We start from the raw sequence: 14,029 nt of genomic DNA on the forward strand, positions 1-14,029 counted from the left end.
CTCTCTCTTACTCCTTATTTATCGTTTTTCTATTTTTTCTATTTTGTTTATTGTTTTTTATTTCCAAGCTATGTTACAATGTAGGAAATTTAAAGGCAATGTAACTTTCGGGTTCAACCTCTGATCTTATGGGGTTGAACCCTTTATTGTTTCTTAAGTACTTACATGGATCAACAATCTATATCGGTTAGCGTCGAAAAAGCATAATTTGTCAATCGTTGAGATAATATGCGATGACAAAAAACAATTCCCCTTACATATATAGCGGAGAAAACAAATCGCTAGTGAAAAAGCGATAGCGGTCGTTTTTGTCCTCGGATTTATACCACTATTACCATTACGATAAATCCGAGGCCAACGGCGATTGGAACAGTAATTTGTTTTCGGAGCGGGCTCCTAATTAGTAACCGTAATTGAACCTTTTCGAATACTTGTTAAATAACTTCTGCTTGCAAATAAGAAGTAAATGCCTTGCATTGCGATATATATTCCAAATACAACAAATGAGTATAACCAATTTGATGATTCTAATACTCCATCTAAAGCTAACATCGCAAATAGTGCGTGGGAAATCCCTACAACACAAGGCAAGAAGAATATGATCCCAATTTGAGTAATGACCACTTTTCTCATTTCCTTATACGTAACACCTATTCTACTTAAGCTCTTGAACATAGCAATGTCTTCATCACGCTCAGTAAATAACTTAAAGTAGATCAATGATCCTGCAGCGATAAAGAACAGTAAACTAATAAACAATCCGATAAAAATAGTTAATGACATTGACTGAGAATATTCAGCATAGTAAATAATTTTATTCATGTCTAATCTCTCGTTCGTACCATTCGTATTCGCTTGAATCTGTTCGACGACGGGTAATGCTTTTTCCCAGTTAGAAATTTCAAACCCATGGAACACAATGCGATCCGTATCCTCACTTTGTTGATTCCATTTCGTATAGAGTTCATCAGGGACAACAATCGTACCCCCATATTGAATGGCCTTACTATTAAATATTGTTTCTTCAGTCATGTTCGTAATTTCATACTCAATCGTTTCACCATTGATTTGACCAACTAGTTTGGCTTTATGTTCCTTTATATAGGTTAAATAAAGATCCACCGCAGCTAGTTCATTTTCAGCAAGATCCGATATTTGATTCTCTTTAGAAGCATATTGATTATAAGTAGATAGCGGAATAAGTATCGCGTCAAGCACTCTACCTGATTCTTCATCTGATCCGTAATTTGCTCTATTATTGGTAAACGATAAAGAGTAATTTCGTAATAATAACCCTTCAATCGTTACATTTTTTTCAATACGATGCTTAGATTTCTCCAAAACATCTGTTACATATGCTTCCGTCGTAACTGGATTATTATCATTTTTCTGTTCACTCCAAGCAATTGAATAAGAAGAACTGTAAGATGCTTGTTCTTTGCCCATTAGTTGCATGATATAGATTGTACCCATTGCCGTCATTACTACTGCACTTAATATTGTTATCGTAAATAGTATTCGTGCATTATCTTTAATCTTATAGCCCAGTTGCCCAATAATAAGCATATTCGATTTATTGTAGTAGAGACTTCGATTTTTTTTCAAGAGTTGTAAAAATACAATGCTAAGTTGTGAGTACAAGAAGTAGGTTCCTGCTACTACGAGAATTAGTATCGGTAAAGCAACAACAATAAATGTCTCGATTGTCATCGTTGCAGCAAGACCATAACCCCCTACAATACACAAAAATCCTACTACGACTTGCCATATTGAATATTTCAATTCACCTTTAGGCTTTTTATGGGCATGAAGTAAGTCAATTATTTGACCTTTACCAAGGCGAAGTGTCGCGTATAACGTGATAACAAAGAAAATACCTACGAATATACCAACTGTAATTAATACCGCGCTTAGTGGAACAGCAAAGCTTATATTTTCTTTCAAGTGTAATAGTGAGCCTAGAGCAAGGAAGAACAGTTTGCTGCAAAGAATACCAACTGCAATCCCCACTCCAGTAGCAAGTACACCAATCACCATATTTTCAATAAAAACTAGCTTTCGCAACTGACGCTTTGTCATACCAAATAAGGAGAATAGACCGAATTCCTTTTTACGAGTTTTCAAAAATGATGTACTTGAATATAGAATGAAAATAAAACTGAACAACGCAATAATGTATAAGCAGAATTCCATACCTGTATTCACCTTTGAAGCCGCTACAATGTAACCACTCGTTACATCTGGATGTTGAATAAAAGCTATATATATATAGAATATAGCTACTGAGAAAACACTACTTAAAAAAAATGCACTATAGGAACGCCAATTTTCTTTTACATTTTTAAGCGCGAGGGAACGAAACGTCATCGAAATCGCCTCCTAGCAAACTTAATGTATCCAAAATTTGTTGGAAGAAAACTTGACGATTAGAACCACGATAAATTTCTGTAAATGGCTTACCATCTTTAATAAAGATGATTCGTTTGCAATAACTTGCAGAGAAAGGATCATGTGTAACCATTAAAATCGTAGCATTCATATCCGAATTCATCTGTTGCAATGTATCCATAACATCCTTCGCTGACTTAGAATCTAGATTTCCTGTAAGTTCATCAGCTAACAACAACGATGGCTCATGAATAATCGCTCTAGCAATTGCAGCTCTTTGCTTCTGACCACCTGAAATTTCATATGTGCGCTTTTCAAGTAATTCATCAATCTGTAGCATTTTTACAAGTGGACGTAGTCGCTCCTCGATAACTTTCGCCTTTAATCCTTCCATTACAAGTGGGAGAATAATATTTTCTTTCACAGTTAAAGCATCTAATAAGTTAAAATCTTGAAAGACAAAACCTAACTCACGGCGTCTGAATAAAGCTAACTGATGATCATTCAATTTCGACGGGTTAATCCCGTTAATTTCTAACTGACCACTTGTCGCCTTATCAATGGTAGCCAAAATATTCAACAATGTAGTCTTACCGCTACCAGAGGGTCCCATCACCCCGACAAATTCACCTTGTTCCACTTCAAGATCAAGTCCTTGCAGCGCAGTATATAATACATTGTTTTTCCCACCGTATACTTTACTTAGGCCATTTGTTTTCAATACGCTCATCATAATAACTCCTTTATATAAATGATATTGTTTTCGTAAATTTGTTGTTCATATTTTCATTATAATGGAGCGTTCTGATGAGAGTAATCGAAGAACCTTTCACTTCGCAAAGCAAACCTTACAGCTTTGTCACCTTCAATAGATGTTGTTCAAAATGAACAACTGTGATCACGATGGTTATGCTAATGTAGCATAATCGACATCGAATATGACCTCCATCGAAAGCCTGTGTGTGCTCGCGTACCAATAACGTACGCTGTGCTACTCGTTTCCGCTGAAGGGCATCTTCTTGGTGCTGACAGCCGATCATTTTGAACTTTCATTGAATATGTTGTTCAAAATGACCGCTCGTAACAAGTTGCGTTTGCTTTGAAAGTTATTCGAAGACGAATAAGAAGAAAAAGATTCGTAGCATAATCGACATCGAATATGACCTCCAACGAAAGCCTGTATGTACTCTCTTACCAACAACTACAGCTGATGAATGCCTGTCGATTGAATCGTTATGATGAATGTTGCTCCTTCTCCTAACTCCGATTCGACAGTAAGTTTATGTCCTAGTCGCTGACAAACCTCTTGCGCTAGATAAAGTCCCATACCGGTGGACTCACCGAACGTTCTACCGTTTTCGCCCGTGAAAAATGGCTGGAACACACGGCGAATATCGCTTACTGCAATGCCAATGCCTTGATCAATTACTTTTACCGTTGTGAGATACTTTGTCTGTTCAAACTGTATAGTTAATGTCTTATTTCCTGCAACTGGTTTGCTATATTTCAACGCATTACTAATGATCTGATGCATAACAAAACTGAACCATTTCTGATCTGTTGATGCAGTCGCTTCCCCAACAATCCGAGGATAGATATTGTATTGAATACAAATTCGTTTGTAACGATTGATAATATCTCGTGTTACTTCATGCAATGGAACTGATCGAATAGAAAGATCAAGTTCAAGCTTGTCTACTCTTGCCGAATGAAGCATCATCTCAAGTCCAGATTCCAACCTATTGGATTCCTCTTGAATGCTTGTAAATAACTCTGCTTGCTCTTGCAAGTGCATAGGCGCTTTATGTTTAACTCCATCTTGAGCTTGTTGCATTAACATATCTATGACTGACACAGGTGTTTTCATCTGATGAACCCATTGCAATGTAAAATGATATTGAATTTCTTGCTTCCTACGCAAAATATCTAATTGCTCCATGTACATCGATTGCTGATTAAGAAGTAGTTGCTTCATATGCCGTTGTTCACTTGTGCGTGCATCCTGCAACAACTGAACCGCATAGAGAGGATCTTCAGCTATTAATGCTTTAGATAATGATTCATAGTATGGCTTAATTCTGAAGTAATTAATAAATAGCCAACATAGCAATATAATTGTAGTGAATATAATAAAGTAACTCATAGTTCCGAGATCAATAGTTCCACTCGTTCTTTTCCATTCCAATATAAATAATGCTGCACCTAATACGCATGCAACATAATAAATGAATATATAATATTTTTGATCAGATATATACATGCGTAACATTGGGAATTTTCTTTTCATATCGTAATACTCCATTCCACCTTCAATTGAAGGCTTTTCGCACTATGTTTTCTTGTGTATGTACATTATACATTGTAGAGTTACACAAGCTTCAGTTTATAACCCTGTCCGCGAATCGTCTCGATAACAGAAGGTAACCCCAATTCAGCAAACTTTTTACGCAATCTCGTCATATTGACTGTTAGCGTGTTGTCATCTACGAACTGAATATCATCCCATAAGGATTCCAACAACTGGTCTCGGGTCACAACTTCACCGTAATACGTAAAAAAACATTCAGCAAGTAGCAATTCATTTTTCGTTAAATCAACTAGTTTTTGTTTATAGCTTAGTTCATTACGTGAAAGCCACAGCGTCATGCCCTCTATTTCAATTTTCCCGATCTCTCCATCATTATCCGAGAGCAAACCTTCATCCATTACGGATGAACTTATCGGATTAATCGCATATTCTCCATATGCTCTGCGCAATTGACTTCTTACTTTGGCAACTAGTAGTTCAAGTTGTACAGGCTTCGTAATATAATCATCTCCACCATTTTCTATAGCCATAACTTGATCCATTTCACCATCTCTTGCGGAGATGAATATAATCGGTATATTGTAATTTTTACGTACTTGCCTACACCAATAGAAACCATCGAAATATGGTAAATTAATATCTAATAACAGCATATGCGGTTTTATTTGCTCAAATTGTTCCATAATATTTTTCAAATCGTGTGCAATTATTGCTTCATAGCTATATTGCTCTAACTTCAACTTTAATACTTGTGCAATTTTCGGATCGTCCTCAACAATCATAATCGAGTACATCGTATAACTCCTTTTCTTATAGCAAGTTACATAATAGAAAGACACCACTCCGTTTAGCATAGTGAGAGTATTGAACCGTCACTATAATACAGAGGAGGTGTCCACTCCATAATAGATCAAACCATCTAAAAAAATCAACTTTCCAATACCATCATATCATCTATCCAATATTAAAATAATGTTACTCTTTAATTTCTTCAAACTTCGCATCGTATAGTCGGAACATTGTTTTGTAACCAGACTCATCCACTTTAACGCCTACATCTAGTCGGCCAGTAATTTGAAGTGGCTTGGATGTATAGCGTAGCTTCGCTTTGTCCTCAACATAGACGATCATTATTTTATTCCAATAGGTTTCATCCCCATTATCAAAGGGACATTCAGCACCAGGCTCTGGTATAAGCAAAAACCAGTTTTTATCTAAAGAGAGTATCTCCCCCATAAACCCTTTAATTTGAACGGTTGATTTCGCTTCAGAGAGATCCCAAAAGTCATCTGAAGGAGTATTCTGTTCTTCGTTATCAAAGAAGCCATTCCAACTAATAGATTGATACTTGCTTTTCGTTGTCTCTTTATTCGGAACACTTGTAGGTTTAACCTGCTCTATAGGGGATTTCTTTGTCGGTGTTAGTATCGACTCTTCATTGTTACTAGATTGATTAATTGTTATTGCTTGTGTTGACGTTGATTGTTGGTCTTTTTGTTCTTTTACTTTTTGCTCTTGTTTATCTTGTTTTTGTTCTTGTTGTTGTGTTGAAACTTGCTCTGTTGGTATAGTTGGGGGAATTAATGTTGGAGTTGATTGCTTAGATTTATCTTCCTTGCTCACTTGGGGTGTAGGTAAAACAGACTGGTCAGAATGAATATCAGTACTTTCGGTCTGAAGCTCCATCTGTTCATATGAGACGATATCCTTTTTACTATTGTCGTTAGAAAGTGTTGGTGCAGTTGCTAACGTAGATGTTGAGTCTACTGATTCAGCGGTAAGCGTAACTCCTTCGCTAAAAGAGCCCACTTGCTCATTTGACTTCTGCTCACCGCAACCTGCAAGCATAAATAATATAACAAGTATACATCCACTCGTTTTAATGTTTTTCATTTGATGATGCATCAATACTACCCCTCCTTTAATTGCGAAACAATGTTAATGCATCAGTGCGATAAACTTTCAACGTAGGTCCTAATGATGCGAGTATAGCAAGTGATAAAGTTACTACAACTAGAAGCCACTCGTACGTAGCGATCTGGAACGCTTGCAATTGAACGCCCGTTTGAATGAATAATGAATCACTTATGACAGCTCCTGCAATATGACCCAGTACAATTCCTGCTACTAAACCTATTACTGCTAAAGCGAGTCCTTCTGCTATAAGAGTACTTAATATATATACTTTAGACTTACCAATTAAGCGAAGCAATCCTACATCACGCTTACGCTCTTGAATGGATGCTGTTAATGCAAGGAGTAGCGCTGCCATCGCTAGTAATACGCAAATAGACATGACAATCATGAGTAATTGAGAACCTGTATCGACTACATTTAATACATCAGCCACTGCTTTACTTGAATAGACAGCTTGCACATTATCCATAGCATCGATTTGTTGTTTCATTGATTGAATACCGACTAACGATGCCGGTTTAACTATAATTGAAGTTATTTCTTTGGTGCTATCTTCATCATTATGAATGGCCCAAGCATTTTCCAACCTGGTAAATACGGTTCTATCATCAGCAGTGTTTAACTTAGGTAATATACCTACAACTTTATAATGAAAACTATTATGTGTATCTTCTACATCTTGTTCATGACTTTCATGATCAAGATCAACATGTTCGACTAATCCATGTGCACCAATGAACTGATCTCCAACTTGCACACCAAGCTCTTTCGCTACTGCATAACCAATAGTAACCTCACCTAGCGCTGCATATAAATGTCCTTCTTCCAGATGACGATTTTCATATCTAGTAGCAAAATAAGCAGGAGAAATCCCAACAATCGGATAGCCATTATAATTATCGCCAGTTGTCATTCCAAAAGCTTCATCGGTGTACTCACTTTTTTCAATAATACTAAGTAGCTCTAGTGGAATATTTCCTGTTGGCACTCCTACACGGTAAAAAGTATTAAGTATGAGCTGTGAATCACTTCCATCAGCTCCAATGACTAGCTCAAACGGACCATATCCTTTTTGCGCACCATGCTCTACACTATCCTTGCTCATGAGTAGAAGAACGAATAATGCTACTGTAATCATGACAGCAAATACAGTTAATGCAGACAAAAAAGAGCGATATCGCAAATTGTTACATATATATTTCCAACCATTCATCTGTTTCACCCTTTCCCCGAGAGTGCTTGATGCCCTATACATAAATTAATATTGTCCATTTGAAATGTTGTAGGATACAACTGCGCTAAATGTAAGTCATGCGTCACCGTCAACAGAGTCGTATTGTTCTCTTCGCATATATCTAGTAACAATTTCATAATGAGTGCTGCAGTTTCCCAGTCTAAACTTCCTGTCGGCTCATCCGCAAGAATAAGCAGAGGATCATTAATTAATGCACGGATAATAGCTATGCGTTGTTGCTGCCCACGTGATAATTGATGAGGACGCTGATTCTGCTTCCCTGTAAGCCCTACTCGTTCAAACCATTGATCAATCAGCTTAGTACGCTCACCTTTAGTTAATTTACGTTCCATTACAAGCTCAACATTCTGCTGCGCAGTGAGTGAAGGGATCAAATAAAAATCTTGAAAAACATAGCCTAACTTATTGGCACGAAATCGATCCCTTTGCGCTTCATTCATCTCGCTAATAAGTTCTCCTGCAACTTCAACAGCTCCACAATCAACAGTTAAAATACCACCAACAATATGAAGCAAGGTACTTTTCCCACTGCCACTCGGTCCAAGAAGTGCTATTCGCTCACCTTTTTTCACAGACCATGAAGAAATATTAATAATCGGAAGTGCTCGCTGATGCACCTTATATGATTTTTCTAGCCCTTTAACTACGATCATGTTTTCCATTACGATGTAACACTCCTTTCTGTTGTGAAAATGGACAGGAGAGCAATGCTCCCCTGTCCATCATTATTACTTGTGTTACAAGTCATTACTTCACAATACGCTCAGATAAAGAGTCCCAAGTCATATTTTTACCTGTAAGTTTATTAAATGAAGCTAGAGACAAGTATAGCTTACCATTGTCGAGATGACCTCGTAGTCCTGTATTAGTGCCGTTAAGATTAACCTCAAGTTTGTTAGTTTCTACTTTCATAACATTAGCACCACTTGTAATAGTAATTAAGTGAGCAGCAGCATTCCATTCAACTTTTGCACCAAGTGCCTCAGCAAGAGCTTTAGCTGGATATAAAACTTCATTATCACGTGTAATCTTGAACTTAGGATATAAATATTTCGCTTGCATCGTTGCAGATGTAGTCGTAAGATCAACCTCAATAATTTGCGCGGAAGCTTTCGCGATTTGCGTATTATCGATCTGACCACTCACTTGTTCAACGATTGGACCATATGCCCATACCCCAACATCTACTGCAGAATGACCATGACCGCTCCAACCAACTAGCAATCTTTTGCTAATTACTTGGTTATACCCACCTTCTCTTCCATAGGAAGAGCCATCTCCTGCAAGAATGATTTTCGCTTCCTCATCAGTAAGATCAGTAATCCAAGTATTTGCTTTCACAATCTTTTTGATATCATCAATAGTTACAGCAGCATTAAGTTTACTAACCATATACTCTGATGAATGAACTTGCTTATCCCATAGATCTAGATTCATCTCATAAATATTATCGCGAGATAATGATAAACCACCCGTCTCATGGTCAGCTGTAATTACTACTGAAGTATTGCCATCTTTTTTGGCATAGTCTAGTGCTACTTTTACAGCTGCATCGAAATCAAGAACTTCCTGTACAGTTGAAGGGAAGTCATTCGCATGCGACGCATGGTCAATACGACCTCCTTCAATCATTATGGTAAAACCATCTTCATCTTGCTCTAGAATGCTGAGTGCTTTTGTCGTCATTTGAGCAAGTGTTGGTATTTCAGCTGTCCGATCTAGCACATAAGGAATATGAGAGCTACTGAACAAACCTAGTGCTTTACCACTAGTTGCTGTTAATGATTGAAGTTCCGAAGCGTTATCTATATAGGAATAGCCCTTTGCTTCAAAATCAGTAATGATACTTTTGTCTGTTCGCTTACCGCCGTCAGCTTTACTTAGGAAGAATGAGCTACCACCACCGAACAACACATCTACACCACTTTCTAAATATTGTGATGCAATAGCAGACTCATTATCACGACTACGAACATGTGAAGCATATACCGCTGGTGTTGCGTGTGTAATACGAGCTGTCGTTACAAGTCCCGTAGCTTTGCCGGCTACTTCTGCTGCTTCGATAATAGAAGCGAATGGTTTTGATACATCTTCGTTAGAAACACTAATTCCAGCATTATAGGTTTTGTTACCTGTTGCAAATGCAGTTCCAGCTGAAGCAGAATCAGTTACGACACCAGATACAATTGTGCCACCATCTTCACCACGGTCTGCGTATGTAGTGGCTTGACCAACATATATGCTATCAAGCGTTAAATGATTGATATTCTTGTTGTACATCAAATAATTTCGAGCTGCTGATACTTGTGCAGGTCCCATCCCATCTCCAATTAATACGATAAGATTTTTTGACTTTGCACTTGCAGATGTTTGGTTGTCTACTGCTAGAACTGGATGAATGGATAAAGTAGAGAATACGAGGCAGCTTGCTAGCACTGCTTTAATAACTTTCTTTTTCAAATTAATCCCTCCATTTGTATGTTCCTAACCAATTCATTACTTCCTTATTATCCAAAACAAACGTTAAGAGAGTATTATGAAAATATATAAGTAATGTAAATTAAAGGGATTTAAAGTAGTTGTATGTTAAGTGCACATAGAAAAAGCGTAGTCTATTGTTCGTTAGACTACGCTTTTTATTATCCTATTGTTCGAAATTACTACCATCTGCCTCCGCGGAGATGTTCAATAATTGATTTCAGTTCTCCATCATGCTGTGGAGAATCATCTCCACCCTTAATCTCGATTTTTGTAATATCAAGTTTATAAGTTTCGTTAGCACTTGTTGGGGCAAATATAAGCTCTTGCTCATTTTCAAGCTGAACATGATACCCTAACTGAGCGAATGCTGCAATGAAATCTTTAATACTAGGGTTACGATCGTCGGGAAGGAAGATTAGTGCTCTAAGCATTTTCGTATCTTGACCTTCAATAAATTTGAAGTGAAATATACATTCTCGAAGCGCCATTATTCAAAATAACCCCTTTCATGTTGTTTTAAGCTATTTTAACCTTTTTTGAAGCGTGTTGCCAGTTTAACACCAACATTTTGTTTCAACCATGGAAGTACGAAGAAGTCACCACCGAATTTACCTGCGTTACCAGCAGCTAGCATTACGATAAATCCAAGAAGAATCATATAAGGGTTAGTACTAACTGTTCCAGCGAACATGAACATGAAGTTCATTAGTAGACCAAAGAATGCGGCTGGTAAAGTTAGAACACCAAGAACTAATCCGACACCTACAAGAAACTCGCCCCAAGGTAGAATGAAATCGATAATACCTACATTCGGTAATGCAACATGCTCGATAAATGCGTTATATACGGGATATAGCACTTCATCACCTTTTGCAACTGGATTCGTTACCACGTTTTGTAGATATCCTGCTGCAGTGAATTCTCCGCCAGATATTTTGCCCCAGCTACTTGTAATCCATTGGTATCCCAATACGATCCTTACTATTGCCACTATAGCGGCTGCGATTTTATTTTCTCTCCAAAACTTTAACATATCAATCACTCCTTGTTTCTTTATGCCCTTAGTATACGATGGTACTTTATGCGAGTATGTGATTAAAATCACAAATATAGTGAAATAATTCACATTATTTTTTGAGGGGATTTCATCGGTAAAAAAACAAGGGTGATGTTACCATTATCTAAAGTATTTGTGCTATTAATCTAACATTGGAGTTGGTCAATGGTGACGATTATAAAAAGGTTTTCGTTTTGGTTTATTATACTTTCATTTTTGATATGCTTTTTTAATTTTTCAGGAAGTGATGATTATAACCTGATCATTTTTATAACAAATCCAATAAGCTGGTTTTTTGAAAACTGGTTAACAAAAATCAATACAAATCCAGATACTACTGTTTGGTTCAGACCCATTCTTTATTTACTTCATATAGCTTTTTGGGCGATACTTGGACAGCTAATTGATTTCATTAGAGTAAGAGTACGTAACAATAGAAAAAATGATAACGTCTAATTAAAACAGGCGCATACCCCAACCGAAGGATACACGCCATAGAGAAGAAGAAAAAAAGATTATGAAAGTCGGTAGGTTATGACCTCTTTCATGATCCTATTTCGTAGTATTAACGACTTTGTGATGATTATACTCCGATTCATACCATAAATTAGTAATATTTTCTGTAGAATATTTAACGTAGATTCGTATAGTATGCGCTCGTAGATATTTGATAGGATTACACAAAAACGACCATGCTTAGGAGAATCCCTAATAATAGTCGTTTTTTCATTAATAATTGATGAAATTATTTCGGCATAGCAAGTGTTATTCGCGTCCCTTTTCCTGATTCAGAAGATACTAGAAGTGTACCTCCAACACTGTTGGCACGCTCCTCCATACTGAATAAACCTACTCCAGTACGCTCCAGCTCAGCATAATTGAAACCTACGCCTTGATCACTAATGGTAATTAAGACTTGCTCACTTTTATCTTCAAAAGAGACGACCGCCTCATCAACATCTGCGTATTTCGCAATGTTAGTTAAGCCCTCTTGAATAATTCGGTAAATAACCGTTTCCTTCATAGAAGTCATACGCTGCTTCAACCGACCAACTAATTGAACTTTAATTCCAAAATGTTCGGTGTAGTTGTCCAAATAGGTTTTAATTGCTGGTTCAACACCGAGATCATCAAGAACAGAGGGACGCAGTTGCCATGCCATACTACGAACATCTTGCATCATCGAAGCTACATTAGCTCTCAGTTGCTGAAGTTCCGTTAATTGTTCATGGTCCGCTAACATTCTATCGATTTGAATCATGAAGGAAAATAGACTCTGCCCGATACCATCATGCAATTCTCTAGAAATTCGTTTGCGCTCTTCCTCTTGAACTTCCATCACTTTTACCATCATATCTTTAAGATCTTTTTGTGCATCCTTAAGCTTAGTTACTTCATTACGAATCGCTAAGTATTGGTATGGCTGATCAAATTCATCTAGAAATGGAACAATCGTCGTATTTACCCAATAGTATGTACCGTCTTTCGCACGATTCTTAATCTCACCTGTCCATACTTCTCCTCGAGCAATCGTACTCCATAACTCTTTGAAAAAAGCTTTCGGATGATGACCAGAATTAATAATACGATGATCTCGACCGATTAGTTCTTTTTCCGAGTATTTCGATATTTCTACGAACTTATCATTAACGTATTGTATTTTGCCACGCACATCTGTAATTGCAACGATCGAAGATACACCTAATGCAAATTGCACATCAATTAATTCAGCTAATGATTTCTTTGTACGTTCAAACAATTCTTGATCTTCCATCACTTCTTCTAAGCGAGAAAGGAGTACATCTATATGTTCAAAGTATTGCCGACGGTTTCGATTATTGCTCATCTTCATCAAATTGTAGCAGCCCCTTTTGCAAAGCGAATTTAATCAACTCTGGTCTAGTTTTCAAGCTAAGCTTCTCCATAATGTTACTTTTATGAGCTTCAACCGTCTTCACACTGATAAATAAATTTTGAGCTATTTCTTTGTTCGCATACCCTTTAGCAAGCCAACTTAACACTTCCTTCTCACGTTCAGAAAGATTCATATAAGCTGTATCATCTGTTGTCCCTATACTTTGGCGATTCATAAATTCGCTCATTAACGTCTTTGTAGCTGAAGGATAAAGATAAGCTTCACCTTTCGCTACAGCTTGAATTGCACTAACTAGTTCATCATGAGGGGCATTTTTAAGTATATATCCAGAAGCCCCAACCTTAATCGCTTGGAACAAATATTGCTCATCATCATGCATCGTCAAAATAAGAATATTCACTTGCGGCAGTAGCTTTTTCAGTTCTGCAGACGCGGTCATTCCATCCTTACCATGCGGCATACTTAAATCCATAAGTATAACATTAGGTAAAAGCTCACTTGCGAGAGCAATTGCTTCATTACCCTCAGATGCTTCACCTACAACCTCTATGTCATAACGACCATGTAATAGCATCGATAGACCTGATCGAACAACTGCGTGATCATCGCATATAAGAAGCCTAATCATCTCTACAACCCTTTCATCACGGCATTATCTACATTTATTATAACTGTAAACGAGAATGTTAACAGCAAAATGTAAGAATTCCGTAGTTTTCTATAAGGGACAGTAAGCGATTAGGCTTT

General features: G+C 37.2%; 12 protein-coding genes. All 12 read right to left on the reverse strand.

Features of this window, described 5'->3' with window-relative positions; all coding sequences use genetic code 11:
- Positions 1-396: 396 nt before the first annotated feature.
- Entirely contained in the window at positions 397-2,367 is a 1,971-nt protein-coding gene (locus tag NAG76_00580) for an ABC transporter permease (protein ID URN94792.1), read from the reverse strand.
- Positions 2,342-3,118 (reverse strand): ABC transporter ATP-binding protein, encoded by a 777-nt coding sequence (locus NAG76_00585; protein URN94793.1) that lies wholly within the window; start codon positions 3,116-3,118, stop codon positions 2,342-2,344. The genes NAG76_00580 and NAG76_00585 overlap by 26 nt, the downstream gene beginning before the upstream one ends.
- A 471-nt stretch (positions 3,119-3,589) precedes the next feature.
- The gene (locus NAG76_00590; protein ID URN94794.1) at positions 3,590-4,675 is read right to left on the reverse strand and encodes a sensor histidine kinase; all 1,086 of its coding nucleotides are present in this window, start codon (positions 4,673-4,675) and stop codon (positions 3,590-3,592) included.
- An 80-nt stretch (positions 4,676-4,755) separates the two neighbouring features.
- The gene (locus NAG76_00595) at positions 4,756-5,490 is read right to left on the reverse strand and encodes a response regulator transcription factor (protein URN94795.1); all 735 of its coding nucleotides are present in this window, start codon (positions 5,488-5,490) and stop codon (positions 4,756-4,758) included.
- A gap of 181 nt (positions 5,491-5,671) precedes the next feature.
- Positions 5,672-6,601: a hypothetical protein gene (locus NAG76_00600; protein ID URN96727.1), complete on the reverse strand. Its 930-nt coding sequence runs from the start codon at positions 6,599-6,601 to the stop codon at positions 5,672-5,674.
- Positions 6,602-6,617: 16 nt separating this feature from the next.
- Entirely contained in the window at positions 6,618-7,826 is a 1,209-nt protein-coding gene (locus NAG76_00605) for an FtsX-like permease family protein (GenBank protein URN94796.1), read from the reverse strand.
- A gap of 5 nt (positions 7,827-7,831) precedes the next feature.
- Positions 7,832-8,530, reverse strand: a complete 699-nt coding sequence (locus NAG76_00610; GenBank protein URN94797.1) for an ABC transporter ATP-binding protein — start codon at positions 8,528-8,530, stop codon at positions 7,832-7,834.
- 85 nt (positions 8,531-8,615) lie between these two features.
- Positions 8,616-10,328, reverse strand: a complete 1,713-nt coding sequence (locus tag NAG76_00615) for an alkaline phosphatase (protein ID URN94798.1) — start codon at positions 10,326-10,328, stop codon at positions 8,616-8,618.
- Between the two features lie 200 nt (positions 10,329-10,528).
- Complete coding sequence (locus tag NAG76_00620) at positions 10,529-10,837, reverse strand: hypothetical protein (protein URN94799.1); 309 nt, start codon at positions 10,835-10,837, stop codon at positions 10,529-10,531.
- 38 nt (positions 10,838-10,875) lie between these two features.
- Complete coding sequence (locus tag NAG76_00625) at positions 10,876-11,382, reverse strand: DoxX family membrane protein (protein ID URN94800.1); 507 nt, start codon at positions 11,380-11,382, stop codon at positions 10,876-10,878.
- Between the two features lie 769 nt (positions 11,383-12,151).
- Positions 12,152-13,252 carry a histidine kinase gene (locus tag NAG76_00630; protein ID URN96728.1) on the reverse strand — a complete coding sequence of 367 codons (1,101 nt, stop codon included), beginning with the start codon at positions 13,250-13,252 and terminating at the stop codon, positions 12,152-12,154.
- The gene (locus tag NAG76_00635) at positions 13,242-13,910 is read right to left on the reverse strand and encodes a response regulator transcription factor (protein ID URN94801.1); all 669 of its coding nucleotides are present in this window, start codon (positions 13,908-13,910) and stop codon (positions 13,242-13,244) included. The genes NAG76_00630 and NAG76_00635 overlap by 11 nt, the downstream gene beginning before the upstream one ends.
- Positions 13,911-14,029 lie beyond the last annotated feature (119 nt).

This window comes from Candidatus Pristimantibacillus lignocellulolyticus (assembly GCA_023639215.1).
GTDB classification, from domain to species: domain Bacteria; phylum Bacillota; class Bacilli; order Paenibacillales; family Paenibacillaceae; genus Pristimantibacillus; species Pristimantibacillus lignocellulolyticus.

What these genes read in the sequence shown, in the direction of transcription:
- NAG76_00580 (URN94792.1), bottom strand. Translation starts at nt 2,367, where the DNA reads ATGACGTTTCGTTCCCTCGCGCTTAAAAATGTAAAAGAAAATTGGCGT.
- NAG76_00585 (URN94793.1), bottom strand. Translation starts at nt 3,118, where the DNA reads ATGAGCGTATTGAAAACAAATGGCCTAAGTAAAGTATACGGTGGGAAA.
- NAG76_00590 (URN94794.1), bottom strand. Translation starts at nt 4,675, where the DNA reads ATGAAAAGAAAATTCCCAATGTTACGCATGTATATATCTGATCAAAAA.
- NAG76_00595 (URN94795.1), bottom strand. Translation starts at nt 5,490, where the DNA reads ATGTACTCGATTATGATTGTTGAGGACGATCCGAAAATTGCACAAGTA.
- NAG76_00600 (URN96727.1), bottom strand. Translation starts at nt 6,601, where the DNA reads ATGCATCATCAAATGAAAAACATTAAAACGAGTGGATGTATACTTGTT.
- NAG76_00605 (URN94796.1), bottom strand. Translation starts at nt 7,826, where the DNA reads ATGAATGGTTGGAAATATATATGTAACAATTTGCGATATCGCTCTTTT.
- NAG76_00610 (URN94797.1), bottom strand. Translation starts at nt 8,530, where the DNA reads ATGGAAAACATGATCGTAGTTAAAGGGCTAGAAAAATCATATAAGGTG.
- NAG76_00620 (URN94799.1), bottom strand. Translation starts at nt 10,837, where the DNA reads ATGGCGCTTCGAGAATGTATATTTCACTTCAAATTTATTGAAGGTCAA.
- NAG76_00625 (URN94800.1), bottom strand. Translation starts at nt 11,382, where the DNA reads ATGTTAAAGTTTTGGAGAGAAAATAAAATCGCAGCCGCTATAGTGGCA.
- NAG76_00630 (URN96728.1), bottom strand. Translation starts at nt 13,252, where the DNA reads ATGAGCAATAATCGAAACCGTCGGCAATACTTTGAACATATAGATGTA.
- NAG76_00635 (URN94801.1), bottom strand. Translation starts at nt 13,910, where the DNA reads ATGATTAGGCTTCTTATATGCGATGATCACGCAGTTGTTCGATCAGGT.